The following is a 25971-nucleotide window of genomic DNA, read 5'->3' on the forward strand; positions in this document are numbered from 1 at the left end:
CTTTTGCGCCCGGCGGGTAGCTGCACGAGGTCGAACGCCTCATGCCAGAGCTCCTGAATGCCTCATGAAGCACTCGAAATGGCTTTTTGTCTCATTTTTTCGTTAATTTCATTCCGTAAACCAAAACTTCCTATTGACCAACGGAAGTCTTCCGCCTACATTTCCCCCAACAAGCAATTTTCCGGAACGCCTTGTTCCACTTTATAACACCCTCATCAGGAGACAACGCCATGCGCGACCTCGAAACCACCAAGCAGCCCGCCGTTTCCGGTGGCTCGGCCGCCGCGAAAGACCAGGTGCCCGCCGGCCCGCAGACCATGACCCCGTCCGAAGCCTTTGTCGAAACGCTGGCCGCCAACGGCGTGACCGACATGTTCGGCATCATGGGCTCGGCCTTCATGGACGCGATGGACATCTTCGCGCCGGCCGGCATCCGCCTGATCCCGGTGGTGCACGAGCAAGGCGCCGGCCATATGGCGGACGGCTACGCTCGCGTGTCGGGCCGCCACGGCGTGGTGATCGGCCAGAACGGCCCCGGCATTTCCAACTGCGTGACCTCGATCGCCGCCGCTTACTGGGCCCACAGCCCGGTGGTGATCGTCACCCCCGAGGCCGGCACCATGGGCATCGGCCTGGGCGGCTTCCAGGAAGCCAACCAGCTGCCGATGTTCCAGGAGTTCACCAAGTACCAGGGCCACGTCACCAACCCGGCGCGCATGGCCGAGTTCACGGCGCGCTGCTTCGACCGCGCCAAGGCCGAAATGGGCCCGACCCAGCTGAACATCCCGCGCGACCACTTCTACGGCAAGATCACCGCCGAAATCCCGAAGCCGCAGCATCTCGACCGCGGCCCCGGCGGCGAGCAGAGCCTGAACGAAGCGGCCGAGTTGCTGGCCAACGCCAAGTTCCCGGTGATCATCTCGGGCGGCGGCGTGGTGATGGCCGATGCCATCGAGGAATGCAAGGCGCTGGCCGAGCGCCTCGGCGCACCGGTGGTCAACAGCTACCTGCACAACGACTCGTTCCCGGCCAGCCACCCGTTGTGGTGCGGCCCGCTGGGCTACCAGGGCTCGAAGGCGGCGATGAAGCTGATCTCGCGCGCCGACGTGGTGGTGGCGCTGGGCTCGCGCCTGGGGCCGTTCGGCACGCTGCCGCAGCACGGCATGGACTACTGGCCCAAGACCGCCAAGATCATCCAGATCGACGCCGACCACAAGATGCTGGGCCTGGTGAAGAAGATCTCGGTCGGCATCTGCGGCGACGCCAAGGCCGCCGCGATCGCGCTGACCCAGCGCCTGGCCGGCCGCACGCTGGCCTGCGACGCGACCCGCGACGGCCGCGCCACCGAAATCGCCAACGAGAAGGCGGCGTGGGAGAAGGAGCTGGACGACTGGACGCACGAGCGCGACCCGTACAGCCTCGACATGATCGAAGAGCAGAAGAACGAGCGCACGCCCACCGGCGGCCACTACCTGCATCCGCGCCAGGTGCTGCGCGAGCTGGAAAAGGCCATGCCGGAAGACGTGATGGTGTCGACCGACATCGGCAACATCAACTCGGTGGCCAACAGCTACCTGCGCTTCGAGAAGCCGCGCAGCTTCTTCGCGGCGATGAGCTGGGGCAACTGCGGCTACGCCTTCCCCACTATCATCGGCGCCAAGGTCGCGGCACCGCATCGCCCGGCCGTGTCGTACGCCGGTGACGGCGCCTGGGGCATGAGCCTGATGGAAACCATGACCTGCGTGCGCCACAACATCCCGGTGACCGCGGTGGTGTTCCACAACCGCCAGTGGGGCGCGGAGAAGAAGAACCAGGTGGACTTCTACAACCGCCGCTTCGTCGCGGGCGAGCTCGACAACCAGAGCTTCGCCGGCATCGCCAAGGCGATGGGCGCCGAAGGCATCGTGGTCGACCGCCTGGAAGACGTGGGCCCGGCACTGAAGCGCGCCATCGACCTGCAGATGAACCACGGCAAGACCACCATCATCGAGATCATGTGCACGCGCGAGCTGGGCGACCCGTTCCGCCGCGATGCGCTGGCCAAGCCGGTGCGTTACCTGGACAAGTACAAGGATTACGTCTGAGTCCGAGCTTGCACAGGCGCATCGCTTGCGATGGGCGTACTCCCTCTCCCGCTTGCGGGAGAGGGTTGGGGTGAGGGCCGGAGCGGCCACGAAGTGAGGCTTCAGCATGGCGAGCGCCTGCCCTCACCCCCGGCCCCTCTCCCGCAAGCGGGAGAGGGGAGAACACCAAGGGCATAGCGTCGGACGCTGGCCCTTTTTTCAGTTTTACCGAGCCAACCACCATGAAACCCATCCTCCGCATCATCGACCGCGCCCGCGCCGCACCTCGCCGCATCGTGCTGTGCGAGGCCGACGACCCGCGCATCCTGCAGGCCGCGCAACGCGCCACGCAGGAAGGCATTGCGCGCATCGTGCTGGTTGGCAATCCGCGCCAGATCAACGCCGCCGCGGCCATCCACGGCATCGCACTGGACGGCATGACGCTGGTCGACCCCGCCACCTCGGCGCTCACGCCCTCATTCGCCCAGCAACTGTTCGCGCTGCGCCAGAAAAAGGGCATGACGCTCGAGGAAGCAAAGCGCACTGTGCTGGACCCGCTGTGCTTCGCCAACCTGATGGTGCGCCTGGGCCATGCCGACGGTTCGGTCGCGGGCGCCGCCCACACTACCGCCGACGTCGTGCGCAACGCGATCCAGCTGATCGGGCTGGCCCCCGGCTTCCGGCTGGTGTCGAGCTTCTTCCTGATGATGCTGTGCGAGCCGTTCCACACGCTCAAGGGCGGATTGATCTTTTCTGACTGCGGCCTGGTGGTAGACCCCGATGCCGAGGCGCTGGCCGATATCGCCATGGCCGCCGCCGACAGCGCGCGCGCGCTGCTGAACGACGAGCCGCGCGTGGCGATGCTGTCGTTCTCGACCAGCGGCAGCGCCCACCACGCCGCGGTGGACAAGGTCGTGGCCGCTACCGAGCGCGTGCGCGCGCAGCGCCCCGGCCTGGCCATCGACGGCGACGTGCAGCTCGATGCCGCCATCGTCGCCGAGATCGCCGCGCGCAAGGTCGCGCATTCGCAGGTGAATGGCCACGCCAACGTGCTGGTGTTCCCCAGCCTGGAGGCCGGCAATATCGGCTACAAGCTGGCCGAGCGCGTCGGCGGCGCCAAGGCCATCGGTCCGATGTTGCAAGGCCTGAACAAGCCGGCCAACGACCTCTCGCGCGGCTGCAGCGCCGACGACGTGTTCCATGTGATCGCCGTCACGGTGGTCCAGGCGCAGGCCGTCGCGGCACAGGCCACCAAAGGCGAGCAGGCGGCATGAAAGCGGAATTGTTGTTGCCGCTGCTGGGCCTGCAAGCCCTGCTCGGTGCCGGCACCTATTTCCAGACGGTGACCGGCTTTGGCCTCGGCATGATCGTGATGGGCGCCACCAGCGGGCTGGGACTGGCGCCGGTGGCCACCGTGGCCGCCGTAGTCAGCCTGGTAACGCTGGCCAACAGCGCCTGCGCGCTGCCCGGCAAGTTCCAGCACATCGACTGGCGCGCCGTGGGCGCTGCGGCGATCGGCATCCTGCCTTCGGTGCTGGTCGGCGTGCTGGTGCTGGAATACCTGAGCAGCACCGCGGCCACGCTGCTGCAGCTGCTGCTGGGCGCGGTGATCCTGTACGGCGGCCTCAGCGCCGCCTTCAAACCCGAGCCGCTGCCGCAACGTTCAGGCGACGGCAGCTTCTTCATGAGCGGCGTCTTCGGCGGCTTGCTGAGCGGCATGTTCGGCGTCTCCGGGCCGCCGCTGATCTTCCAGTTCTACCGGCAGCCGATGAAGCCGGTGGAAATCCGCTGCGCGCTGATCCTGGTATTCACCGTGACCTCTTCCGTGCGCACGCTGTTCTCGGCGTGGCAGGGTCAACTCGACGCCGCGATCTGGCTGCAGGCCGCGGTCGGGGTGCCGGTGGTGGTGATTGCCACGCTGCTGGGTCGGCGCTTTCCGCCGCCGTTCTCGCCGACCACGACTCGTCGCGTCGCGTTCGGGGTGCTGATCGGGATCGGGGTCAGTTTGATGCTGCCGGCGATATCGGCGTGGGTGCGCTGAGGCGCCGGCACAGTCCCCCTCGCTCTCAGGCCACCGTCCCCGCCGGCCGCCCCAGCGGCGCGGCGTCTTCCTTGCCGCCACTGCCGCCAGCCTGCTCGAGGTCCATGCCGGTGGTTTCGGGCAGCAGCGCGGCGGCCACCACCACCATCGCATAGCCGACCCCCGCGACAATTGCGATCGCGGTCGGCAGCGAGGTGTGCCCTGAACTGAGCCATCCCACCGACAGCGGAAACAGCGAGCCGATCACGCGGCCGGCGTTGTACGAGACGCCGTACCCGGTCGCGCGGATATCGTTGGGATAGGACTCGGCGATGGTCGCGCCGATGCCGGCAAACACGCCCTGCATCAATACGCCCAGCGGGAAGCCGAGGAACAGCATGGAGGTGTTGGACACCGGGATCACCATGTAGACCAGCGCGGCGATGAACGCGCCCGCGGCGAAGACGATGTACGTCAGCCGCCGGCCCCAGCGGTCGGTGGCATAGGCGCCCGCCACGTAGCCGGCCAGTGAGCCGATGATGGTGACCGTCAGGTAGGAACTGGTGCCGAACACCGACAGCCCGCGCTCGGTCTTGAGGAAGGTCGGCAGCCACGTGGCGATGGCATAGTAAGCGCCCAGCATGCCGCCGGACAGCAGGCTGCACAGCAGCGTCTTGGCCAGCAGCGGGCCGCGGAACAGCCGGCCCAGCCCCGCCAGCGCCGAGCCCTGGGTGCCGGCGGCGCGGCTCTTCAGGAAGATCTCGGGCTCTTCCAGGTTGCGGCGCAGGTAGATCACTACCAGCGCCGGCAGGATGCCGAGGAAGAAGCAGACGCGCCATGCCGTCTCCGCCGGCAGCACGCTGAACGTGATCGCATACACGATCGCCGCCGCGCCCCAGCCGAAGGAATAGCTGCTGGCGGTAAAGCCAGAGTATTTGCCGCGGTGCGCCGGGTTGCGGATCATCTCGGTCACCAGCACCATGCACAGCGACGACTCGCCGCCGAACCCCAGCCCCTGGATCATGCGGAAGACCATCAGCTGCTCGGGCGACTGCGCAAGCCCGCACAGGAAGCACGCGCCGGCGAATACGATGATGGTCCAGCGCAGCACGCGCACGCGGCCGTAGCGATCCGCCAGGATCCCCGCGCCGATCGCGCCGACCAGCGAGGACACCAGCGTCCACGTGACGATCGCCCCCGCGGTCGATTTGCTCATGCCCCACTGCGACAGCAGCGTGGAGATGAGGAAGGAATAGATCATGAAGTCGAACACGTCGACGGCATGCCCCAGGAACGCGCCATAGAATCCCTTGCGCTCCATGCGCGACAAATCACGGAACCAATCGAACATGATCCCCTCCCCTGTGGTGTGTGATGTGTTGTGGTTGGTAGTGGTCAGTTGCGGTGCGCCGCGGACTGCGGCGGCCTTGGCGTCCGGTACGCATAGCCCGCTTCCTCCAGCAGGCAGGCAAAACGCAAGGCGGTGAGATCCTGGAAGCGGCCGGCGACGATCTGCACGCCGACCGGCAATCCGCCGGCACCGGGGCCGATCGGCGCCACCGCAGAAGGCAGCCCGCACAGCCCGGAGTGGCCGGCCCAGAACAACTGCGTGGTCATCGGCTGCGGGCGGCCGTTGACGGTGAGCGTGCGCTGCCACGGCTCGCCGGCCTCGTCGAGCGCAAACGCGGTAGTGGCGGCGGCCGGGCACAGCAGCACGTCGTAGCGGGTGAAGAAGCTGCGCCAGGCGGCGGCAAAGCGTTCGCGCGCCACCTGCAGGCGCAGCCAGTCGCGGTGGCGCAGCGTCGCGCCGGTGTACTGCAGGGTCGCGTAGTCTTGATCGCCGGCGGTGGCGGTGGCGCTGCGGGCCAGCGCATCGGCGAAGGCGGCGTCATCCATGTGCACCGAGGTGGTGGCGCGCAGCAGCGTCACGTAGGCATGCCATAGCTCGCCGGCGTCGAAGTCCGGCCGTTCGTGCCAGCCGACGTGGGCACCCTGCTCCGCCAGCCAGTGGCCCAGTTGTTCGATCTGTGCGGCGACCTCGCCATCCGCTTCCGCCTGCGCATGGGTAGGCAGCACGGCGATGCGGAAGTCGGCGAGCCGGCGGTGCGGGCATTCCGGCCACTGCAAGCGGTATGGCAGCGCGTCGTCACCGTCCGGGCCCGCGATGACGCGCAAGACCAGTTCCAGGTCGCGCGCGCTGCGCGCCAGCGGGCCGGCGACATTGATGTCCTGCTCGCCGAAGCGCGCGGCACCAGTGCCATGGCCGGCCAGCGGCACCAGCCCGTGGCTCGGCTTGAGCGAGAAAATGCCGCAGTAGTGCGCCGGATTGCGCAGCGAGGAACCGATGTCGGAACCCACGTCGAAGAACGACAGGCCGGCGCAGACCGCCGCGGCGCTGCCGCCCGACGAGCCGCCCGGCGTGCGCGTGGGATCGTGCGGGTTGCGCGTGGTGCCGTAGATGGCGTTGTAGCTCTGCCAGTCGCGCAGGCCGAGCGGGACGTTGGTCTTGCCGAGCAAGATCGCGCCCGCGTCGCGAAGCCGCTGCACCACCACCGCGTCGCGCCCGGCCACGTGCCCGCGCAGGGCCGGATTGCCGCAGGTGGTGGGCCAGCCGGCGACGTCGAACGACTCCTTGACCGAGAACGGCACGCCGTCGAGCACGCCGCGTGCCTGGCCGGCACGACGGCGCCGGTCACTGTCGCGCGCCGCCGCGCGGGCCGCATCGAAATCCCACAGCACCAGCGCGTTGATGATGCCGTGCCATTGCCGCTGCGCCGCCTCGCAGGCATCCACCAGTTGCTCCGACGAAACCGTGCCAGCGGCAAGCCGCTGCGCCACCTCCCATAGCGGCGGAAAGCCGCCAGTCGTCCAGTCCGGCAGGTTCACATCGGCTCCTTGTCTTGATCCGCGCTCGTGCGGCGCGGTGGGGGCGTATGAGGGGCTCAGGTCTACTTCGACTGCTTTGGTATACTATATTCCGTATCGCGCGCAGTGCAAGGACAATGCGCACGGGCGCCATGCAAGCGGCGTGCGCCGGTTTTCTGGGATGACAGGGAAGAACGGCCCGCAGGACGCGTGCCAGGGAGGAAGGCGGGAACAACAAGGCCGCGCGGCGGGGCTCCGCCGCGCGGTCATTCAGTATGGGTCAGCAATGGCCGCGTCGCGGCGCCCGGCCGCCCAGCGCAAGGAAGAAGCGACCGATATCGCGCAGCCGCAGCGGCAGCAGCGGCGTGGCATGGCGCACCGCGTCGCGCGCGGCAAAGTGGCCCAGTAACTGTTGGCCGACGGGTTGAGAAAGGTAGCGTTGTTCGGGCGACTGCATGGCAAATCTCGTAACCTTGAATGACTACAGTATACACTGAATTGGTGCACTGCGTCATATCGGGGCAGGGCATGCCCTGCGGGCGGGAATCAATGCAAGCTTAAACGCTCAGGCAGCCTGCGCCGCGCTGCCCTGCCCGCCCACCGGCAGGTCAGCTGCCTTGGCGGCGCTGTAGACATGGCGCGCGGCCAGCAGTGCCGCGAGGTCGGCGTCGCCGGCGATCACCGCCTGCAGGATCTGCGCGTGCTCGTCCCAGTTCTGGCGCGCGCGCACCACGTTGGCCGGGCCGAACAGCACCGCGGTGCGCTCGCGCAGCGAACGCATCATTTCCTGCAACACGCTGTTGGCGGCGATGTTGCCAAGCACCTCGTGGAAGCGCGTATTGAGCGCCAGCAGCTCATCCGCGCGGCCCTGCGCCGCGGCCTCCATGCCCTGCCGCAATACGGTTTCCAGCTCCGCCACCAGCGCCGGGTCGCGCCGCTGCGCCGCAAGCTTGGCGTTAAGACCCTCCAGCGTGGCGCGCACTTCTACCATCTCGCGCGCAATCACTGGCGACAGGCTGGCCACGGTCGCGCCGCGGCGCGGCTCGATCACCACCAGCCCTTCGCTGGCGAGCGCGCGCAGCGCCTCGCGCACCGGGATGCGCGATACGCCCAGTTCCGCCGAGAGCTTGTTCTCCACCAGCCGTTCGCCCGGCGCATATTTGCCGTTCAGGATGCCTTCGCGCAGCTTGTCGGTGACAAGGGCGAACAGCGGCGAGTGGCTGGCACCGAGGCTCAGCGGCTCGGCAGGCACTGCAGGGGACGGAGTGAGGGACATGGGTCGGCAGAGGCGTAAGCGGAAAGGCTGGCGTCATTGTATACCAGCCATTTATGCCATACCGCCATGTCTTAACAAGGGTGCTGGAACGTGAAGCTGTCGGCGTACAGGCGCTCGGGACTGGCCCCATGCGCGATGAAGGCGGCACGCGCGTCACGGATCATGTCGGGCGAGCCGCACAGGTAGATCGCGTATTCGCTCAGGTCGCCCAGGTCGGCCAGGGCCGCGTCATGCACATAGCCGCGCCGGCCCTGCCAGTCCGCGCCGGCGCGCGACAGCACCGGCGCGTAGCGGAACTCGTAGAGCCGTTCGCCCCAGCCCGGAATCTCGCGGTGCAGGTACAGGTCCTGCGCCTGCCGCATGCCCCAGTACAACGACACCGGCGGGCAATCGGGATCGTCCATCAGCGATTCCAGGATCGCCTTGATCGGCGCCAGGCCGGTGCCGGTGGCCACCATCAGCAGCGGCCGGTAGTCGCTGGCGCGGTAGAAGAAGCTGCCCAGCGGCAGCTCGACCTCGATCGCATCGCCGGCGCGCATGCGCGGCAGGATGCCATCGGTAAAGGCGCCACCGGGAATGCGCCGCACGTGCAGGTCGATGCGCCCGTCGCGCGGCACCGAAGCCATCGAGAAGCTGCGCGCGAGCCCGTCGCCGCTCAACAGTTTCAAATACTGGCCGGGCCGGTAGTCCAGCGCACCCGCGTCGGGCACCTCCAGCTCGACGTGCATGACATCGGCCGACAGCGGGCGCAGCGCCCGCACCACCGCGCGATGGCGCGCCGGTTCGGCGCAGGCCTCGTCGTCGCGCGCCGTGCTGATGACCAGGTCGGCCTGCGGCTGCGCCGTGCACGCCAGCGCGTAACCGGCCGCGGCCTCGTCGGGGGCCAGGCCGAACGGTTCCTCGTCGTAGCGCACCTGTCCATCGAGCAGGCGGATGCGGCAGGTGCCGCAGCCGCCCAGCTGGCAGTCGTGGCGCAAGGCAACGCCGGCGCGCTGCGCCGCCTGCAGCAGCGTCTCGCCGCGCTCGACAAAGAAGACCTGCTCCGTTTCGGCGACCTGGATGCGGTACGACATGGAACCTCCCGGCAAGCGTGCTTACTTCTTGATGTCGGCCTGCACCAGCACCCGCAGCTCCTGCGGTGCCAGCAGTTCGGCCAGCGCCTGCAGCGCGGCCAGGCCGGCTTGCGTGTCCTGCTCGCCGTTGCCGCCGGACAAGCCGATGCCGCCGATCACTTCGTCGTTGACCACGATCGGGAAGCCGCCGACAAAGGCGGCGAACTTGCCCTCGAAGCTCCACTGGATGCCGAAGGCCTCGTTGCCGGGCAGCGCCGGCCCGTTCGGCGGCGTGGTGAACAGGTGCGTCGAGCGCTTGTGGCCCGCGGCGGTGAACGCCTTGTTCCACGCGATCTGCGGCCCGGTGATGCGGGCGCCGTCCATGCGCTCGAGCGCGAGCGGATAACCGCCCTCGTCGACTACGCAGATCGACTCCAGCACGCCGATCTCTTCCGAGCGCCGGATCGCGGCGGCAACCATGTGGCGCGCTTCGCGCAGTTCCAGCTTGATGGCTTTCTTCATCACGATGACTCCTTGCTGCGGGACGCAGCTCATGCGCCCCGATAGACAGTCTTGACCTGCGTATAGAACTCCAGCCCGGTGCGGCCCGATTCGCGGAAGGTCGACGTGCTCGACCGCTTGACCCCGCCGAAGGGCGCGTTGACCAGGTTGCCGGTGGTGGTGCGGTTGATCTTGACCGTGCCCGCCTCGATGTCGTTGGCGAAGTGGTGGATGTGGCGCGGGTTGCTGGTGACGATGGCCGCGGCCAGGCCGTACTCGGTATCGTTGGCCTTGGCGATGGCGTCGGCGTAGTCGGTGAAGCCGAGGATGGCGATCACCGGGCCAAAGATCTCTTCACGCGCGATCCGCATCTGCGGCGTCACGTCCGTGAATACCGTCGGCGCGACGTAGTAACCCTTGTCATAATCGCCGCCGGTCAGCCGCGCACCGCCGCACAGCAGCGTCGCCTCGGCCTTGCCGATGTCGAGGTAGCGCAGCACCGTCTCCAGCTGGCGGGCCGAGGCAAGCGGCCCCAGGTCCATGCCCGGCGTCATGCCGCTGCCGACCTTGAGCGTGGCAACCCTGGCCAGCAGGCGCTCGGTGTATGCCGCCTTGACGGATTCGGCCACCAGCACGCGGCTGGTTCCCGTGCACGCCTGCCCCGACAGCGAGAAGCCGCCCTTGATGGTCAGGTCCACCGCGCGGTCGAGGTCGGCATCTTCCATCACGATCAACGGGTTCTTGCCGCCCAGCTCCATCTGCGTGCGGGTGGTCAGCGGCACCGCCCGGTGGATCTGCTCGCCCGCGCGTGACGAGCCGGTGAACGAGATCGCGCGCACCGCGGGCGCCTCGGTGATGGCGGCGCCGATCTCGCCCGCGCTGCCGGTGATGAAGTTGAGCACCCCCTTGGGCAGCCCTGCCTGCACCAGCGCCTCGGCCAGCCGGTAGCCCGACAGCGGCGCCTCGGACGACGGCTTGAACACCACCGTGTTGCCGGTGACCAGCGCCGGCGCGATCTTGCGCGCGGGAATCGACACCGGGAAGTTCCAAGGCGCGATCACCGTCACCACGCCGAGCGGCTCGCGCTGGCTGTAGACCAGTTGGTCGGGATCGTCATTGGGATACACCTCGCCGGTGAAGGTCTGCCCTTCCACGGCATAGAAGCGCAGCGTCTGGGCCGAGCGCAGCACCTCGTCGCGCGCCAGCGCCAGCGCCTTGCCTTCCTCGCGCGTCAATTCGGCCGCGATGCTGTCGGCATTGGCTTCGAGGTGGTCGGCGGCGCGATTGAGCATGGCGGCGCGCTTGCCGACCGGCGTCTTTTTCCAGCCGGCAACGGCCGCGGCCGCAGCCGCCACGGCCGCCTGCGCATCCACCGCGGACGAGGCCTGGAAGCGGCCCACCAGGTCGGCGGTGTCGGCCGGGTTGACGTTGTCGAAGGTCCGGCCCGACTGGCAGGCCGTCCATTCGCCGTCGATATGGTTGAGGAACACAGTCATCGTCGATCCCGTTGCGTGGCGCCGCTCAGGCCGCCATGTCCAGTTCGGGCAGCGGCAGCTCTTTCTCGACGTAGTCGTGATAGAGCGCGGTCGTGTACAGCAGCCGCATCTGTGCGCCAATCTCGCAGATCTTCAGGCAGCGCTGCTGCAGTTCCGGCGTATTGGCGTGCTCCAGCACGATCTGGTAGCCGCGCTCGCCGTGGATCTCGTCCGAGACGATATGCAGGTCGAAGAACTCGACCTCTTCGTCGGTGAACTGGTACTTGTCGCGCAGCGTCGGCGTCTGCTTGCGGTAGATCGACGGCACCTGCGATTCCAGTCCCACCACCAGGCCGGCCACGGCCACGATCGGGTCCTCGCGCATCGCCACCGCGTAGCACCAGCTCTGCAGGCCGCGCGTGGTGGGCGACATATTGTCCGGGTCGATCACGCGCTCGCGCGTGGTGCCGCACGCTTCGGCAAAACGGATCAGCAGGTCGGTGTGGCGATCGCCGCCGATCTCCTCCTCGTACATATTGGCCAGCAGGAAGTCCTTGGCCTCGGTATAGCGGTCCGGCGTGCGCGCATAGATGTAGCCAAGATAATCCGCGAACGGTCCGACGTAGTGGTAGTGGTTCTCGGCCCAGCGCGCGAGATGGGCACGGGTCAGCTTGCCGCTGGCCCAGGCCACGCTGAACGGCGCCTGGTTGGCGCTCTTGCCTTTGATGGCTTCTTCGAGGGCGGCACGGAAGTCTTCGCGGTTCATCAGTTCGGCCATGACGGGGGCTCCTGGTTGGCGATGTGGGGCGATGCGATGGGTGGGATGCCGGAGCTAAGCTCGCTTCGGAGCAGCCCCGGCATGTTTGTATACTATATACAGTCAATCCGCGACGACAAGGGCTCTGTTGACTCATCCACATCAGTGTTTACCCGAGCCCGTCCAGGCGGCGAGCGTCAGCTAGCGCGGCGATCCGCGTCGCCCGCGATGCGCGACCACGCGTATCCCGCCAGTGCGACGTCTTCCAGCCCCACGCCGACCGACTTGTAGATCACGATGTCGTCATCGCGCCGCCGCGGCGACACCTTGCCGAGCACCACGTCGGCCAGTTCGGCGATCTTTTCCGGCGGCAGCGCGCCGGGACCGGCCAGCACGATATCGCCGGCCTCGCGCGTCGATTGCGGCCGCCACTCCACCACCACGGCGGCGGCGCGGCGCAGCGCGGTATCGTCCAGTTCGCGCGTGTGCGGCAGGCTCGAGCCGATCGCGGCGACGAACGCCCCGGGCCGGATCGCCGCACCGGAAAACAGCGGCGTGGTCGCGCGCGAGGCCGTGACGATGATGTCGGCCTCGGCCACCGCGGCATCGGGCTCGGCCAGCGTCACGGGGATGCCGCACTGCGCCGACAGCCGTTCCGGCATGCCGGCGTCGGCATGCGGATCGGACACCAGGATGCGCTCGAGCCCGAGCGTGGCGCTGAGCTGGCGCGCGTGCTGCGCGCCCTGCGTGCCGGCACCGAACAGGGCCAGCGTGCGCGCGCCGGCGCGGGCCAGCCGCTGCGCCGCCAGCGTGGTGCAGGCCGCGGTGCGCAGCCGCGTGATGGCGCCGGCGTCGAGCGAAGCGAGCGGACGGCCGTCTTCGGACGAGAAGATCAGGATGACGAAGGAGAACTGGCCGTTGATGGTGGTGTAGACCTTGGCCCCGGCCACGCCCTGCTGCGGGATCACCGCGCCCAGCGTCGACAGCTTGACGCCGCCCGCCTCAGTGCGGATCCGCGCCTGCATCGCGGCATCGCCGCGCCCGAAGCTGGAAAAGGCGGACGCCATGACGTCGAGGGCCGCTTCCGGCGTGACATGGGCATCGATCATGGCATCAGTGATGTGCTGCATGGAAACTCCGCTGGTGGGTTAGTTGCAAAGCGAGAAAATCCGTGTGGCACGCCGTCTCAGGCGAACGCCGCGCGGCCGAGCACGCCCAGCGCGCCGGCTGCGCACAGGCCCAGCAGCAAGCGGCGCACGGCCTGGGCGGAAACGCGCCCGCGCAGCCGGTTCGACAGCGCGAAGCCGGCCAGCAGGAACGGCGCGAGCGCCAGTGCCAGTAAAAGTTGCGGCATGCCGAAGCGCCCGGCCAGCGTCAGCATGGCCAGCGACAGCACGGCGCCGCCCGACAGGATGGTGCCCATGGTCGCGCGCATCGGCGCGGGCGCCATGTGCTGCATGACCAGCGCGAACGGCGGCGCACCGGCGGAGGTGATGGTCCCCATGAAGCCGGACAGCGTGCCCGCAATTACGACGTTGCGAGGAGCGGGCAGCAGGCGCCAGCCGAGCAGGCTCAGCGCTACGGCAGCCAGGATCGACAGCGAGAACAGCACTGCCAACGGCCCGGGCGCCAGCCACGCGATGGTCAGCACCGCTGCCGCGCCGCCTACTGCTCGCCCTACCAGGGCAAAGCCTGCCACCGGCCAGACGATGGCTTCGCGCTCGCGCAGCGCGCCCATCAGCGACAGGCAGCAACCCATGGCCAGCAGCGGCCCCGGCACCAGTTCCGGAAAGAAGATCGCGCCCAGCGGCGCGCACAGCATGGCAAAGCCGATCCCGCCCACGCCCTGCAGGCATGCGCCGGCCAGGATGAGCGCGCCCATCCACAGGTAGTCCGGAGCGGAAAGGCCTGGAGGCAGCAGCGTCAGCAAGGCGGCGGGCATGGCGTCGGTCATGGGCATGGGAACAGCATGGCGGCAAGACGGCTGGAGCGCATCACGCGTTTCTAGAGAGCTCTGTTTGTATACAGTCTACATATTGGCGTGGCTATGAGCAACGCGCGGCCGGGCCAATGCACCATTGCACAGCACCCGACAACCCTGCAATCCCAATAAATGTGCGGCTCACAGGCACATTGCACCGATCCGGAATCCGCGTAAGTCCCGATGAAAATTCGCTTGGCGCGTGACGACACTGGAATATAGTATACCGACACGGACCAACGCAGTCCGAGCGAACCGCCCTCAAACCCCTCCGCCCCCAGGGAGTCTTCATGTCACAACAAGTCGTGATCGGTGCCGCGCACTGGATCTATCTGTCAGGGGTAGCAGTCATCGTGCTGACGATGATCCTGCGCGCCAATGTCGTCGTCCCCTCGATCGTCGGCACCGCCCTGGTCGTGTTTGCACTGACCGGCAGCCCGGTGTCGGCACTGGCGGGGGTGTTCTCGGCCAGCCTGGTCGCCGCGCGGGAGCTGTTCAACATCTTCCTGGTGATCGCCTTCATGACGGCGCTGCTCAATGCGCTCAAGACGCTGCGCTCGGACATCCGCATGGTCGAGCCCTTCCGCGTGGTGATGAAGAACGGGCATTCGGCGTTCTTTATCCTGGCCGGCATCACCTACCTGATCTCGCTGTTCTTCTGGCCGACGCCGGCGGTGCCGCTGGTGTCGGCCATCCTGCTGCCGGCCGCGATCGCAGCCGGACTGCCGCCGCTGGCGGGCGCGATGGCGATTGCCATCGCCGGGCAAGGCATGGCGCTGTCGTCGGACTATGTGATCGGCGTCGCGCCCGGCATCAGCGCCAAGGCTGCCGGCGCGGCGGTCAGCGCCGCGGTGGTGGCCGACCGCGCGCTGGCGCTGTCGCTGATCACGGGCGGCATCGCGCTGTGCCTGGCCTACCTGTCGATGCGCAAGCACATCGTGCCGGCCTGCGGCACGCTGCTCGACCGCTGGCAGGCGCGCGCCGGCGGCAGCGCCGAAGCCATCGATGGCGGCATCACCTTCGACAAGGCCGAGATCGCGAAGGGCACCGCCCACGCCGAACCGCTCGGCACCGACAGCAATATCGAAGCCAGCCTGTCGATGGTCGCGCGGCGGCGGGTGAAGTGGTCCAAGTGCTTTGCCATCGTGACGCCGCTGGCCTTTCTCGCGGTGGTCGCGGTGATGGTGCTGCCCAAGCTCGGCGCCGGCGTGCACGACCTGAAGGGCGGCGAAGCGGCCGCGCTGGTGGGCGGGGTCGCGGCGGTGCTGATGATGCTGGCGACGCTGGCCGCGGAAGGCCCGCGCCGCATGCTGGATGTCTGCCCCGAGCACATCACCGACGGCTTCGTCTTCGCCTTCAAGGCCATGGGGTCGGTGCTGCCGATCGCGGGCTTCTTCTTCGTCGGCGCCGGCGAGACCGCGGCGCACATCCTGGGCCTGCCGCCGGGCAAGGCGCCCAGCCTGCTGTTCGAGCTGATCCAGGCCTACCAGCATCTGATCCCCGACAACCACATGCTGGTCGCCTTCGGCGTGCTGCTGGTCGGCATGATCACCGGCATCGACGGCTCCGGCTTCGCCGGCCTGCCGCTGACCGGCACGCTGGCCGGCGCACTGGGCCCGGTGGTCGGCTTCGACCCCGCAACGCTGGCGGCGGTCGGCCAGATGGGCGCGGTCTGGACCGGTGGCGGCACGCTGGTGGCGTGGTCGTCGCTGATCGCGGTGGCCGGCTTTGCCCGCGTGCCGGTGCTGGAAGCGGTGCGCGCGCTGCTGATCCCGGTGCTGATCGGGCTGGCCTGCTCCACCGTGGCGGCGATGGTGCTGTGGTCGTAGGCGGACGCAGCACCGCGACGAATTTCCCTGACCTGTTTCGCGACCCTTGCCCAGACCAACGATGCCAAAAGTCATCCTGCACAAGTTCGGCCAGACCTTTACCGACGAGGTCGGCCCCAACACCAACCTGGTGGTCCGCGCCGGCATCCGGCAGTTCCCCTACCCCAACCTGCGCTATGAATGCGGCATGGGCAAGTGCTCGAAATGCGCGTGCCGCGTGATCGCCGGCGCCGAGCACCTGCCGCCGCCCAACTGGAAGGAAAAGAAGCAGCTTGGCGAAAGGCTCGAACAAGGCTATCGCCTGGCCTGCCAGCTGTGGATCGAGCATGACATCGAACTGGCCCAGGACGAGGTGCCGGCCGCGGCCGCGCTGGCCGGGGCAAGCGCGGGGGCCTGACATGTTCGTGCTGCTGACCAGCCGCCCCGGCCAGTTCCGTACCGAACCCACCGACGGCATGACCGCCGTCGAGGCCTACGACTACGTCTTCTACGGCAAGCCCACCGCGCGCTTCGTCATTGCCGAACTGGCCGCCGATACCAAGATCCGGGTACGTGAGGAAACGCCGCCAGGCATCGTCAACCTGGTCTCGACCCGTTTCCTCGACAAGTACGCCACGCTCGAAGCCGCCCGCGACGCGCTGCGCCAGTTGGCCAGCTTCGGCAGCATGGATATCGCACTGGTAGCCGTGCCGGTTGCCGCGGACGGCCGCGCCTGAAGTCTCACGCCTGCCCGCCAGGCATCTATCGCCATGATCCAGATCACCTTCCTCACCAACCACGGCAAGACCGTCACGGCACCGGCCAACAGCAACCTGCTGCGCGTATCGCTGCGCGAACAGGGCGGCATCCCGTTCAAATGCGGCGGCGGCCTGTGCGGCACCTGCAAGTGCCGCATCGAGCAAGGCCGCGAGCATACCGATGCAGTCAAGCCAAAGGAGCGGAAGCTGCTGACGGAAGCGGAGCTGGCCGATGGCTTCCGGCTGGCATGCCAGACCTTCATGGCCGGCGATGTCGCGGTCTCGTGGCAGCCGAAGGCGATGGCCGGGCGGCCGCAGCCGGCCGCCGCCAGCGACGAATAAGCGGGCACCGCCGCTAGCGCCGCCTGGCCCCCACCAGCCCCGCGACCTCATCCAGCATCGCCATATCCACCGGCTGCGACAGGTCCAGCGCGAGCGTGTGCCGGTAATAAGGACTCAGGTCCAGGCCGACCCCCACACCAAGTATTTCGACATCCCGCAGCGCCGCGTGCCGCGCCACCACGGCCTTCAGGTGGTTGTCGAGGTAGCAGGCGTCGTTGGCCTGCCCGGTCGCGGTATCCATCGGGCTGCCGTCGGACACCACCACCAGGATGCGGCGTGCCTTGCCGCTGGCATGCAGGCGCGCGCAGGCCCACTCCACCGCCTCGCCGTCGACGCCTTCGCGGAACAGGTCGGCCTTCAGCAGTGCCGTGATGTCGGTGCGCGCACGGCGCCAGCTGCGCTGCGCGTCCTTGAATACCATGTGGCAGGTCTCGTTGAGCCGGCCCGGGTGCTGCGGGCGGCCGCGCGCCAGCCAGTCGCTGCGCGCGCGGCCGCCGTTCCACGCGTTGGTGGTGAAACCCAGCACCTCCGTGGCGACGCCGGCCTGGTCCAGTGCGCGGGTGAGCAGGTCGACCAGCAGGGTCAGCGGCTCGGCCTGCGCCTTCATCGAGCCGGAGCAGTCGATCAGGAAGCCGACCACGCAATCGGCATGGGCCTTGTGCGCTTCCTGGCGGAACAGCCTGCGCTCCGCGGGCGAGCTGACCAGCTGCGCCAGCCGGCGGCCGTCAATGCGGCCGCTTTCCTCGCCGAACGACCAGCCGTCCACGCGCGGCTGCGACAGCGCGGCGCGCAGGCGGCGCGCCAGCCGGGCGAGGTTGACCCCGGCGCGCGCGATGCGCGCGTCCAGCCGCGTGCGGTACTCGTCCAGCAACGCGCGCCGCACCAGCGTGGCGGCGCGCACTTCGCGGTCGTAGCGGGTGGTGTAGATGCGGTAGCCGTCGGTGGCGTCGGCCAGCACGCGGCTATGCCCGCTGTCCGCCAGGGCGAAGTCCTCCGCGGGCGGTTCGTCGAAGTCGAGCCACAGCGCAAACCCGGCGCGCGCGGCGGAGGCGGCATGGTCGTCGTCTTCGCCGGCGCCGGGCGCTTCGGTGCGGATCATCTGCGCCACCGCACGCGCCAGCGCCAGTGCATGCGCTGCGTAGGCGGCCTGGTCGTGACGCTGCGCGCGCAGCCCCGCCAGCGGGGTGCCCAGCATCGGCACGATGGCAGCGCGCGTGGCCTCGATCAGGTCTTCGGTTTCTTCCAGCACCGGCTCGCCGCTCAGGCGCGACCACGCCACCTGCGCTACGGTATAGAGCAGGATGCCGAGATGCCCGTCGGTCAGCCCGGAACGATGGAAGGCGCGCGACCATGCCAGGAAGCGATGGCGCAGGTTGGCCTCCACCCCGGCCATGCCGCGCGGCAGGCGCGTCTCGCAGCGCAGCTGCTCGAGCAGCTCGAACACCAGGCGCTCGACCGCATCGGCCGGGCACAGCCGCCGATGCAGTGGGGCGTCGGAATGCGCCTGGCGCAGCGCGGCGCCATCGGCGGCGCCGCGCAGGCACGCAGCGGTGTCGGTGTCCGGATCGGTGCGCAGGTGCGGCGCATGCTGCGGCACCGGACGCAACGCGCGCCACAGCTGGCCGTCGCGGAAATGCAGCGCCGCATCGCCGGTGAGCGCGCGCACGGCCGCGCCGGACAGCTCATCCTGCCGCTGGCGCCGGCGCAAGCGCTGTGCGAGCGCCGCGGCATTCATTGCGCCGGCTCCGACGCGGTGCTGACGCCCGCGGCCTCGCCCGGCAGGTGGCCGAAGCAACGCTGGTAGTACTCCGCCACCACGGGGCGCTCGGCCTCGTCGCACTTGTTCAGGAAGGTCAGCCGGAAGGCGAGCGCGGGATCGCGGAAGATCTGGCAGTTCTCGGCCCAGCTGATGACGGTGCGCGGCGACATCAGCGCCGACACATCGCCCGCGGCAAAGCCGCGCCGGGTCAGGCCGGCCAGCGCCACCATGGCATCGACCAGCGCGCGCCCGTCGGCGTCGTCAAGCTCCGGCACGCGCGCCAGCACGATGCCGGCCTCTTCATCATGCGGCAGGTAGTCCAGCGTCGCCACCACGTTCCAGCGGTCGATCTGCGCGTGGTTGAGCAGCTGCGTGCCGTGATAGAGGCCGTTGACGTTGCCGAGCCCGACGGTGTTGGAGGTGGCGAAGAGACGGAACGAAGGATGGGGACGGATCACCCGATTCTGGTCCAGCAGCGTGAACTTGCCGTCGCGCTCCAGGATGCGCTGGATCACGAACATCACGTCGGGCCGGCCTGCATCGTATTCGTCGAAGATCAGCGCCACCGGGCGCTGCAGCGCCCACGGCACGATGCCTTCCTGGAACTCGGTGACCTGGCGGCCGTCGCGCACCACGATGGCGTCCTTGCCGACCAGGTCGAGCCGGCTGATGTGGCCGTCCAGGTTGACGCGCACGCAGGGCCAGTTCAGCCGCGCCGCCACCTGCTCGATATGGGTCGACTTGCCGCTGCCGTGCAGGCCCTGCACCATCACGCGCCGGTCGCGCATAAAGCCGGATAGGATCGCCAGCGTCACCTCGGGCTGGAAGCGGTAGGCCGGATCGATCTCCGGCACGTGGTCGTCGCGCTGGCTGAAGGCCGGCACCATCAGGCCGGAATCGATGCCGAACACGCTGCGCACCGGAATCATCCGGTCCGGCTTGCCAAACTGCTCTTGCGTCACCTTGTGCTCCTCGTTGCCTTGTGGCTTCTCGCCATCCATGCCGATCGGCACGGCGGCAAGCGGAGCAATGCCGCGTGACGCCGTGCGCTATTCGTCCTCTTCCGCGGCGTCCGTGGCCTCGGCGCCGCCCTGCCAGTGGCCGGCGCTGTCGGCCTCGATCTTCGCCAGTGCCGCCGCCGCCCGCTGCAACGCTGGCAGCAGCTGCACTGCCTTGTCGCGCGGCACGCGCATCACCGGGGCCTGCAGCGCCAGCCCCAGGTTGGACTTGCCGCCGTCGGCAGCCGGCACCAGCACGCCGATGCACACCAGCCCCGGCAGGAATTCCTCATCGTCCATGGCGTAGCCGTCGCGCTTCACGCGCTCCAGTTCCGCCTCGAGCTGGCCATGGTCGGTCAGCGTGTTCTGCGTGTAGCGTTCCAGCTCGACGTTGGCCAGCAGCCGCTGCCGCTGCGCCGGCGCCAGCTGCGCCAGGAACAGCTTGCCGGTGGCCGAGCAGTGCGCCGGCACGCGCGAACCCGGATGCAGGTAGAAGCGCAGCGGCGCCGCGGTCTCGACGCGATCCAGGTACAGCACCTCGCCGCCGGAGAACGCGGTCAGGTTGCAGCTCTCGCCCACCTCTTCCACCAGCCGGCGCAGCACCATGTGGCGCGCGCCGTGCGAGGTGCTGTTGAGCAACAGGTTCTCCGCCAGCCGGCGCAGCCGCAGGCCGGTGCCGTATTGCCGCCCGTCGCCGTTGCGCTGGATCAGTCCGGCCGCCTCGAGCTGCTGCAGCATGCGGTGCAGCGTGGGCTTGGGCAGGCCGGTTTCTTCCACCAGCGCCTGCAGGTTGAAGGACTGGTCCTTCTCCGCGATGACCTCGAGCAGGCCGAACAAGCGCAGCGCCGGCGTGTCTCCGTCCGGCCTGGCTTCACTTTTGGCGAGGCGCATATCGTTCATGCCTGGCTCCATCATAGGTAAGTTTCATTTTCAGAGTCAAATCATATCAATTATCGAAACTTCTGGTTGACCTTCCCGCTCGGACGGCCTACATTCCGGTTAAACAATAATTTTTTGGAACTTTTGGTTCCATTTTTTAAGCGAACACCGGAGACAAGTCGACATGTACGGATAGGCCAACCTCTCCCGGGGATTGCAAATACTGAACGACCACGGCCCAGGCTGGCATTTACTGCCCTGCCGCCTATACCGAAGAGAAGCCGTGGCGCCTGCCTTAAACGCTGGACTGGCTGCAACGCAGTACCGACAGCAAGCGCAGCACAGGAGACACAACATGATCCAACAATCACCGTCCGGCAACGGACTATCCCACGGCCTCAAGCAACGCCACATGACCATGATCGCGCTCGGCGGCGTGATCGGCGCCGGCCTCTTCGTCGGCAGCGGCGTCGTCATCAAGTCGGCCGGCCCGGCCGCGGTCCTTTCCTTCCTGATCACCGGCCTGCTGGTGGTGCTGGTGATGCGCATGCTGGGCGAAATGGCCTGCGCCATGCCCGGCGGCGGCGGCTTCTACGAGTATGCACGCGAAGCCTGGCGCGATCGCCCGGCGGTCGGCAACCTGGCCGGCTTCCTGACCGGCTGGATGTACTGGTACTTCTGGGTCATCGTGGTGGCGCTGGAAGCGGTGGCGGGCGCGGACCTGGTGCGCTACTGGCTGCCAGACGTGCCCAACTGGATCATCAGCCTGGTGCTGCTGGTGATGCTGACCCTGACCAACCTGGTCTCGGTCAAGTCGTTCGGCGAGTTCGAGTTCTGGTTCGCCTCGATCAAGGTGGCCGCGATCATGGTGTTCCTGTTCGTCGCCGGCGTCTACGTGCTGGGCCTGGCCCCCGGGTCGCACGGCATGGAGGTGGCCAACCTGACCGCCAACGGCGGCTTCATGCCCAACGGCATCGTGCCGGTGCTGACCGGCGCGGTGGCGGCCACCGGCTTCTACTTCGGCGCCGAGATCGTCACCATCGCCGCGGCCGAGACCGCCGAGCCGCAGAAGGCGGTGGCCAAGGCCACCAGCTCGGTGATCACGCGCGTGCTGGTGTTCTATGTCGGCTCGATCCTGCTGGTGGTCTGCCTGGTGCCGTGGAACTCCACCGGCATCGCCACCCCTTACGTCAGCGCGCTGAACGTGATGGGCGTGCCGGCGGCCGCGCAGATCATGAACGCGATCGTGCTGACCGCGGTGCTGTCGGCGCTCAACTCGGGCCTGTACGCGTCGTCGCGCATGCTGTTTGCGCTGACCCGCCGTGGCGACGCGCCGCAGTCGCTGGCCCGCGTCAGCCGCAACGGCGTGCCGGTGCGCGCGATCCTGGTGGCGACGCTGTTCGGCTACGGCGCGGTGGTGATGTCCTATGTCTCGCCGGATACGGTGTTCGCCTTCCTGGTGAATTCGTACGGCACGGTGGCGATCTTCGTCTACATCCTGATCGCGATCTCGCAGCTGCGCCTGCGTTCGCGGCTGGAGCGCGAGGCCCCCGGCCAGTTGCGCGTGCGCATGTGGTGCTACCCGTACCTCACCTATGTCGCGATCCTCGGCATGCTCGGCATCGTGGTCGCCATGGCCTTTATCCCCGACCAGCGCACGCCGCTTGCGCTCGGGGTCATCAGCCTGCTGATCCTGCTGCTTGCCTACGGCGCGCGGCAACTGTTTCGCCGTGGCGCCGAGCCGGTAGTGCCGCTGGCCGAGATGCCAGGGCCTGACCTCCACAAGTATTGATGTGCCACGCGGCGCGCCAGTGCAGTAAGCTGGCGCGCTGTGTCGTTTGCAGTGTCGCTGTTATTGCCCCCGCACCATGAGCCTCAAGTCCCCCGCCACCATGTGGTCCCAGCTGTTCCAGCAGCACGCGCTGTCGGGCCTGAGCCTGCAGGGCAAGATCCGGCAGATGCTGGTCTCGGCCATCCTCGACGAGCAATTGCCGCAGGGCGAGCCGCTGCCGAGCAGCCGGGAGCTGTCGGCGCAGCTGCGGGTGGCGCGCAACACGGTGGTGCTGGCCTACCAGCAGCTGGTCGACGAGGGCTACCTGGTGGCGCGCGAGCGCAGCGGCTACTTCGTCAATCCCGAGATCCTGGGCACCCGCGTCAGCGGCGTGGCCTCGCTGCGCGGCGAGCCGGTGCCCGCGCGCGGCGGCGAGCCGGACTGGGAACGGCGCTTCGTGTTCCGTCCCACGCAGCAGCGCAATATCGTCAAGCGCGCCAACTGGCGCGACTATCCCTACCCCTTCATCTACGGCCAGTACGACCCGGCGCTGTTCCCCACCGCGGACTGGCGCGAATGCTGCCTGAAGGCGCTGAGCGTGCTCGACATCCACGACTGGGCCCAGGACATGATCCTGCGCGACGACGAGTCGCTGGTGCAGCAGATCCGCACCCGCGTGCTGCCGCGCCGCGGGGTCTGGGCCGGCACCGACGAAATCGTGATCACCGTGGGCGCGCAGCAGGCGCTTTACCTGCTGGCCGATTTGCTGGTCAGCCCCGACACGCCGGTGGGCATCGAGGACCCCGGCTATCCGGACGCGCGCAATATCTTCGGCTCGCACACCTCGCACCTGGTGCCGCTGCCGGTCGACGACGAGGGCCTGATGCTGTCCGACGCGCAGCGCGCCTGCGACTACGTCTACGTGACCCCCGGCCACCAGTGCCCGACCACCGTCACCATGCCGCTGGCGCGGCGCCAGGCGCTGCTGCGCCAGGCCGAGGAAGCCGACTTCGTGCTGATCGAGGACGACTACGAGGCCGAGAGCCGCTTCGAGGGCGATCCCACGCCCACGCTCAAGAGCCTGGACCGCAGCAACCGCGTGATCTACGTCGGCAGCCTGTCCAAGAGCCTGGCGCCGGGCCTGCGCATCGGCTACATCGTCGGCCCCGCCGCGCTGATCGCCGAACTGCGCGGCGCGCGCCGGCTGATGCTGCGGCATCCGTCGGCGTATATCCAGCGCGCCTTCTCGCTGTTCCTGTCGCTGGGCCACTATGACGCGCACCTGCGCCGGCTGGCCGCGGCGCACCGCGACCGCGCCGAAGCGGTGCTGGCGGCGCTGGCCGCGCATATGCCTGACTTCCACGCAGTGCCGATCGCCGGCGGCGCCTCCTGCTGGATCGAAGGGCCGTCCTGGCTCGACGCCGACGCGCTGGCGCGGCTGGCGGAGCTGCAAGGCGTGCTGATCGAGCCCGGCAGCGTCTTCTTCATGGCCGAGCCCGCGCCGCGCAACGGCTTCCGGCTGGGCTACTCGTCGATCTCGCTGGACCGCATCGAGCCCGGCATCCGCGTGCTGGCCGGCGTCGCGCGTGAACTGCAGGCCACGGCCGGCAGCGCAACGGCCCCCGCCGCCGTCACTTCGCGGGCCCGCCCCGCCGCCTGAGCAGGGCCGGGGCCGCGCTGGCGCCGCTGGCCCAAGCGATAGTCCCGAACTGGCGCTACAGCGCCGCGGCCGGTTTCCCTATGCTCGAGTCATGGCCGGTTCCCCACGGACCGGCCCACAACACTCACGGAGACCAAGCCATGTCCAAGGACAACACCGCCGCCGGCATCGAACTGCTGCAAGCCTTCAACGACGCCTGGAACCGCCACGACATCGACGCGCTGATGGCCTGCATGGCCGACGACTGCGTGTTCCACGGCGTGGCCGGTCCCGACCTGCTGGGCCGCAGCTTCGTCGGCCGCGAGGCCGTGCGCGAAGGCTTCCAGCTGGCCTGGCAGACCTTCCCCGATGCGCAATGGGTCGATGGCGACCACTTCGTCGTCGGCGACCGCGGCGTCAGCGAATCCACCTTCCGCGGCACCCGCGCCGACGGCGCCCGCATCGAGGCGCGCATGGTCGACGTGTTCACCTTCCGCAGCGGCAAGATCGCGGTGAAGAACGCCTACCGCAAGGACCGCCCGCCGGTGGTAGCCGCGGCCTGAAGCGAGGAGACGCGCCATGCAAGCCGTAGCTCCCCGCAGCAGCCTCCTGGCCGGCGAGCAGTCGACCGCGCCGACCCGGCCGTACGACCCCGCCTACGATCCGCTGCACACGCCCACGCCCGGCCACGGCCGTGAATACGCCCCGACCTACTGGATCGGCACCGCCGGCGAGCCGCCCGCCGACGACGGCCCGATCACCCACGACATCGACGTCGACGTCGCCATCATCGGCTCGGGCTTCACCGGCCTGACCTGCGCCATCTTCCTGGCGCAGGAATACGGCATCAAGGCCACCGTGCTCGAGGCCAACCGCGTCAGCTGGGGCTGCAGCACGCGCAACGGCGGCCAGGCGCAATGCGCCTCGGGGCGGCTCAAGCGCTCGCAGTGGATCCAGCGCTACGGCCTGGATACCGCGCTGCGGCTGCACCAGGAAGTCTGCGACGGCATGGAGACCTTCAAGGGCCTGATCAAGAATATCGACTGCGATCCGCAGCCCGGCGGCCACCTCTATATCGCGCACCGCGACAAGGTGATGCCCGCGCTGGAGAAGGAAGCAAAGATCCTGCGCGAGGTGTTCAACTACGACGCGCGCATTCTCGATGCCGACACCGTGCGGCGCGAATACGTCGACGACAAGGAAGCCGCCGGCGCCATGCACGAACCCGAAGGCATCGGCATCCATGCCGGCAAGCTCGCCTTCGGCTACCTGCGCCGCGCGCGCGAACTGGGCGCCAGGGTGCATCCGTCCAGCCCCGTGACCGCCTGGGAAACACGCAACGGCGTGCACTACCTGCGCACCCCCGGCGGCATCGTGCGCGCCCGCGCCGTGGGCGTGGCCACCGGCGGCTACACCTCGCAGTCGCTGCACCGCGAGCTAAAGAACCGGCTGTTCCCGATCCTGTCGAACTCCATCGTCACGCGCCCGCTCACCGCAGACGAACTGGCCGCGTGCAACTTCCGCACCACGCAGGTCATCACCGACACCCGCATCCTGCGCCACTACTACCGGCTGATGCCCGACGGCCGCCTGCAGATCGGCAGCCGCAGCGCCATCACCGGCAACGACGCGCCGCAGGACCAGTACAAGCAGAAGCTGATTGCCGACATGCACCGCAAATTCCCCGCGCTGCAGGGCATCCAGATCGACTATTCCTGGTGGGGCTGGGTCGACGTCAGCCACGACATGATGCCGCGCATCACCCAGCCCGACCCCGCGCAGTCGATCTACTACGCCATGGGCTACGGCGGCAACGGCGTGATGTATTCCGCCCAGGCCGGCAAGCGCCTGGCCGCGCTGATCGCCGGCAAGTCGTCGGCGCTGCCGGAACTGCCGATCTTCCGGTCGCCGCTGCCGTTCCCGAACGTGCGCGAGATGGTGGAATCGCAGATGTTTGCACCGTTCCGGAGGCTGGGGCAGCGGGTGCTGTATCACTGGTATCACATGAAGGACGACGTGTTGTAAGC

The 25971-nt window shown here is 68.5% G+C and carries 24 protein-coding genes; 11 read left to right on the forward strand and 13 right to left on the reverse strand.

Annotation, left to right across the window (positions count from 1 at the left end; all coding sequences use genetic code 11):
• The first annotated feature begins 317 nt into the window (after positions 1 to 317).
• The 3 genes from xsc (at position 318) to ACEI37_RS02275 (ending at position 4104) form a co-directional block, all read left to right on the forward strand.
• Positions 318 to 2084: a sulfoacetaldehyde acetyltransferase gene (gene xsc, locus ACEI37_RS02265; RefSeq protein WP_115683707.1), complete on the forward strand. Its 1767-nt coding sequence runs from the start codon at positions 318 to 320 to the stop codon at positions 2082 to 2084.
• A gap of 221 nt (positions 2085 to 2305) precedes the next feature.
• On the forward strand, positions 2306 to 3337 hold the full coding sequence (gene pta, locus ACEI37_RS02270; RefSeq protein WP_373377130.1) for a phosphate acetyltransferase: 1032 nt from the start codon (positions 2306 to 2308) through the stop codon (positions 3335 to 3337).
• A complete protein-coding gene (locus tag ACEI37_RS02275; RefSeq protein WP_115701393.1) occupies positions 3334 to 4104 on the forward strand; it encodes a sulfite exporter TauE/SafE family protein in 771 nt (256 codons plus the stop codon). Before pta ends, ACEI37_RS02275 begins: the two co-directional genes overlap by 4 nt.
• A gap of 25 nt (positions 4105 to 4129) precedes the next feature.
• On the opposite strand, the gene ACEI37_RS02280 is transcribed toward ACEI37_RS02275, so the two are convergent.
• From ACEI37_RS02280 to ACEI37_RS02325, 10 genes are all read right to left on the reverse strand, one after another.
• A complete protein-coding gene (locus tag ACEI37_RS02280; RefSeq protein ID WP_373377131.1) occupies positions 4130 to 5434 on the reverse strand; it encodes an MFS transporter in 1305 nt (434 codons plus the stop codon).
• A 44-nt stretch (positions 5435 to 5478) separates the two neighbouring features.
• Positions 5479 to 6969 carry an amidase gene (locus ACEI37_RS02285; RefSeq protein WP_373377132.1) on the reverse strand — a complete coding sequence of 497 codons (1491 nt, stop codon included), beginning with the start codon at positions 6967 to 6969 and terminating at the stop codon, positions 5479 to 5481.
• Positions 6970 to 7228: 259 nt separating this feature from the next.
• Entirely contained in the window at positions 7229 to 7405 is a 177-nt protein-coding gene (locus ACEI37_RS02290; RefSeq protein WP_373377133.1) for a hypothetical protein, read from the reverse strand.
• Between the two features lie 108 nt (positions 7406 to 7513).
• Positions 7514 to 8224, reverse strand: coding sequence for a GntR family transcriptional regulator (locus ACEI37_RS02295; protein WP_373377134.1), 711 nt, complete (start codon positions 8222 to 8224; stop codon positions 7514 to 7516).
• A gap of 71 nt (positions 8225 to 8295) precedes the next feature.
• Positions 8296 to 9297, reverse strand: a complete 1002-nt coding sequence (locus ACEI37_RS02300; RefSeq protein WP_373377135.1) for a 2Fe-2S iron-sulfur cluster-binding protein — start codon at positions 9295 to 9297, stop codon at positions 8296 to 8298.
• A gap of 21 nt (positions 9298 to 9318) precedes the next feature.
• Complete coding sequence (locus ACEI37_RS02305) at positions 9319 to 9798, reverse strand: heme-binding protein (RefSeq protein ID WP_373377136.1); 480 nt, start codon at positions 9796 to 9798, stop codon at positions 9319 to 9321.
• A 29-nt stretch (positions 9799 to 9827) separates the two neighbouring features.
• Positions 9828 to 11273 (reverse strand): aldehyde dehydrogenase family protein, encoded by a 1446-nt coding sequence (locus tag ACEI37_RS02310; protein ID WP_373377137.1) that lies wholly within the window; start codon positions 11271 to 11273, stop codon positions 9828 to 9830.
• Between the two features lie 25 nt (positions 11274 to 11298).
• A complete protein-coding gene (locus ACEI37_RS02315) occupies positions 11299 to 12030 on the reverse strand; it encodes a TenA family transcriptional regulator (RefSeq protein ID WP_373377138.1) in 732 nt (243 codons plus the stop codon).
• A 176-nt stretch (positions 12031 to 12206) separates the two neighbouring features.
• The gene (locus ACEI37_RS02320) at positions 12207 to 13139 is read right to left on the reverse strand and encodes an ornithine cyclodeaminase family protein (RefSeq protein WP_373377139.1); all 933 of its coding nucleotides are present in this window, start codon (positions 13137 to 13139) and stop codon (positions 12207 to 12209) included.
• A 56-nt stretch (positions 13140 to 13195) separates the two neighbouring features.
• Positions 13196 to 13963, reverse strand: a complete 768-nt coding sequence (locus ACEI37_RS02325; protein WP_373377703.1) for a sulfite exporter TauE/SafE family protein — start codon at positions 13961 to 13963, stop codon at positions 13196 to 13198.
• Positions 13964 to 14280: 317 nt separating this feature from the next.
• Here ACEI37_RS02325 and ACEI37_RS02330 point away from each other — a divergent pair, with 317 nt between their 5' ends.
• From ACEI37_RS02330 to ACEI37_RS02345, 4 genes are all read left to right on the forward strand, one after another.
• Positions 14281 to 15819, forward strand: coding sequence for a hypothetical protein (locus ACEI37_RS02330; RefSeq protein ID WP_373377140.1), 1539 nt, complete (start codon positions 14281 to 14283; stop codon positions 15817 to 15819).
• A gap of 61 nt (positions 15820 to 15880) precedes the next feature.
• Positions 15881 to 16216 (forward strand): 2Fe-2S iron-sulfur cluster-binding protein, encoded by a 336-nt coding sequence (locus tag ACEI37_RS02335; protein ID WP_373377141.1) that lies wholly within the window; start codon positions 15881 to 15883, stop codon positions 16214 to 16216.
• 1 nt (position 16217) lies between these two features.
• On the forward strand, positions 16218 to 16535 hold the full coding sequence (locus ACEI37_RS02340; RefSeq protein WP_373377142.1) for a ferredoxin: 318 nt from the start codon (positions 16218 to 16220) through the stop codon (positions 16533 to 16535).
• Between the two features lie 33 nt (positions 16536 to 16568).
• Positions 16569 to 16898, forward strand: coding sequence for a 2Fe-2S iron-sulfur cluster-binding protein (locus ACEI37_RS02345; protein WP_111517149.1), 330 nt, complete (start codon positions 16569 to 16571; stop codon positions 16896 to 16898).
• A 13-nt stretch (positions 16899 to 16911) separates the two neighbouring features.
• On the opposite strand, the gene ACEI37_RS02350 is transcribed toward ACEI37_RS02345, so the two are convergent.
• From ACEI37_RS02350 to ACEI37_RS02360, 3 genes are read right to left on the reverse strand one after another with little or no spacing between them, the layout of a single operon-like run.
• Positions 16912 to 18633 carry a cobalt chelatase gene (locus ACEI37_RS02350; protein ID WP_373377143.1) on the reverse strand — a complete coding sequence of 574 codons (1722 nt, stop codon included), beginning with the start codon at positions 18631 to 18633 and terminating at the stop codon, positions 16912 to 16914.
• On the reverse strand, positions 18630 to 19658 hold the full coding sequence (locus tag ACEI37_RS02355) for an AAA family ATPase (RefSeq protein WP_373377144.1): 1029 nt from the start codon (positions 19656 to 19658) through the stop codon (positions 18630 to 18632). Before ACEI37_RS02355 ends, ACEI37_RS02350 begins: the two co-directional genes overlap by 4 nt.
• Positions 19659 to 19706: 48 nt before the next feature.
• Positions 19707 to 20555 (reverse strand): IclR family transcriptional regulator, encoded by an 849-nt coding sequence (locus tag ACEI37_RS02360; protein ID WP_373377145.1) that lies wholly within the window; start codon positions 20553 to 20555, stop codon positions 19707 to 19709.
• A 334-nt stretch (positions 20556 to 20889) separates the two neighbouring features.
• Here ACEI37_RS02360 and ACEI37_RS02365 point away from each other — a divergent pair, with 334 nt between their 5' ends.
• The 4 genes from ACEI37_RS02365 (at position 20890) to ACEI37_RS02380 (ending at position 25969) form a co-directional block, all read left to right on the forward strand.
• Positions 20890 to 22326, forward strand: a complete 1437-nt coding sequence (locus tag ACEI37_RS02365; RefSeq protein WP_373377146.1) for an amino acid permease — start codon at positions 20890 to 20892, stop codon at positions 22324 to 22326.
• 76 nt (positions 22327 to 22402) lie between these two features.
• Positions 22403 to 23965, forward strand: coding sequence for a PLP-dependent aminotransferase family protein (locus ACEI37_RS02370; RefSeq protein ID WP_373377147.1), 1563 nt, complete (start codon positions 22403 to 22405; stop codon positions 23963 to 23965).
• A 140-nt stretch (positions 23966 to 24105) separates the two neighbouring features.
• Complete coding sequence (locus ACEI37_RS02375; protein WP_373377148.1) at positions 24106 to 24507, forward strand: nuclear transport factor 2 family protein; 402 nt, start codon at positions 24106 to 24108, stop codon at positions 24505 to 24507.
• 16 nt (positions 24508 to 24523) lie between these two features.
• Entirely contained in the window at positions 24524 to 25969 is a 1446-nt protein-coding gene (locus tag ACEI37_RS02380; protein ID WP_373377149.1) for an NAD(P)/FAD-dependent oxidoreductase, read from the forward strand.
• The last annotated feature ends 2 nt before the right edge of the window (positions 25970 to 25971 follow it).

This window comes from Cupriavidus nantongensis, assembly GCF_041726985.1.
GTDB classification, from domain to species: domain Bacteria; phylum Pseudomonadota; class Gammaproteobacteria; order Burkholderiales; family Burkholderiaceae; genus Cupriavidus; species Cupriavidus nantongensis_A.

Coding starts and splice junctions, on each gene's coding strand:
- xsc (WP_115683707.1), top strand. CDS start 318: ATGACCCCGTCCGAAGCCTTTGTCGAAACGCTGGCCGCCAACGGCGTG.
- pta (WP_373377130.1), top strand. CDS start 2,306: ATGAAACCCATCCTCCGCATCATCGACCGCGCCCGCGCCGCACCTCGC.
- ACEI37_RS02275 (WP_115701393.1), top strand. CDS start 3,334: ATGAAAGCGGAATTGTTGTTGCCGCTGCTGGGCCTGCAAGCCCTGCTC.
- ACEI37_RS02280 (WP_373377131.1), bottom strand. CDS start 5,434: ATGTTCGATTGGTTCCGTGATTTGTCGCGCATGGAGCGCAAGGGATTC.
- ACEI37_RS02290 (WP_373377133.1), bottom strand. CDS start 7,405: ATGCAGTCGCCCGAACAACGCTACCTTTCTCAACCCGTCGGCCAACAG.
- ACEI37_RS02295 (WP_373377134.1), bottom strand. CDS start 8,224: ATGTCCCTCACTCCGTCCCCTGCAGTGCCTGCCGAGCCGCTGAGCCTC.
- ACEI37_RS02300 (WP_373377135.1), bottom strand. CDS start 9,297: ATGTCGTACCGCATCCAGGTCGCCGAAACGGAGCAGGTCTTCTTTGTC.
- ACEI37_RS02305 (WP_373377136.1), bottom strand. CDS start 9,798: ATGAAGAAAGCCATCAAGCTGGAACTGCGCGAAGCGCGCCACATGGTT.
- ACEI37_RS02310 (WP_373377137.1), bottom strand. CDS start 11,273: ATGACTGTGTTCCTCAACCATATCGACGGCGAATGGACGGCCTGCCAG.
- ACEI37_RS02315 (WP_373377138.1), bottom strand. CDS start 12,030: ATGGCCGAACTGATGAACCGCGAAGACTTCCGTGCCGCCCTCGAAGAA.
- ACEI37_RS02320 (WP_373377139.1), bottom strand. CDS start 13,139: ATGCAGCACATCACTGATGCCATGATCGATGCCCATGTCACGCCGGAA.
- ACEI37_RS02325 (WP_373377703.1), bottom strand. CDS start 13,963: ATGACCGACGCCATGCCCGCCGCCTTGCTGACGCTGCTGCCTCCAGGC.
- ACEI37_RS02330 (WP_373377140.1), top strand. CDS start 14,281: ATGTCACAACAAGTCGTGATCGGTGCCGCGCACTGGATCTATCTGTCA.
- ACEI37_RS02335 (WP_373377141.1), top strand. CDS start 15,881: ATGCCAAAAGTCATCCTGCACAAGTTCGGCCAGACCTTTACCGACGAG.
- ACEI37_RS02340 (WP_373377142.1), top strand. CDS start 16,218: ATGTTCGTGCTGCTGACCAGCCGCCCCGGCCAGTTCCGTACCGAACCC.
- ACEI37_RS02345 (WP_111517149.1), top strand. CDS start 16,569: ATGATCCAGATCACCTTCCTCACCAACCACGGCAAGACCGTCACGGCA.
- ACEI37_RS02350 (WP_373377143.1), bottom strand. CDS start 18,633: ATGAATGCCGCGGCGCTCGCACAGCGCTTGCGCCGGCGCCAGCGGCAG.
- ACEI37_RS02355 (WP_373377144.1), bottom strand. CDS start 19,658: ATGGATGGCGAGAAGCCACAAGGCAACGAGGAGCACAAGGTGACGCAA.
- ACEI37_RS02360 (WP_373377145.1), bottom strand. CDS start 20,555: ATGAACGATATGCGCCTCGCCAAAAGTGAAGCCAGGCCGGACGGAGAC.
- ACEI37_RS02365 (WP_373377146.1), top strand. CDS start 20,890: ATGATCCAACAATCACCGTCCGGCAACGGACTATCCCACGGCCTCAAG.
- ACEI37_RS02370 (WP_373377147.1), top strand. CDS start 22,403: ATGAGCCTCAAGTCCCCCGCCACCATGTGGTCCCAGCTGTTCCAGCAG.
- ACEI37_RS02375 (WP_373377148.1), top strand. CDS start 24,106: ATGTCCAAGGACAACACCGCCGCCGGCATCGAACTGCTGCAAGCCTTC.
- ACEI37_RS02380 (WP_373377149.1), top strand. CDS start 24,524: ATGCAAGCCGTAGCTCCCCGCAGCAGCCTCCTGGCCGGCGAGCAGTCG.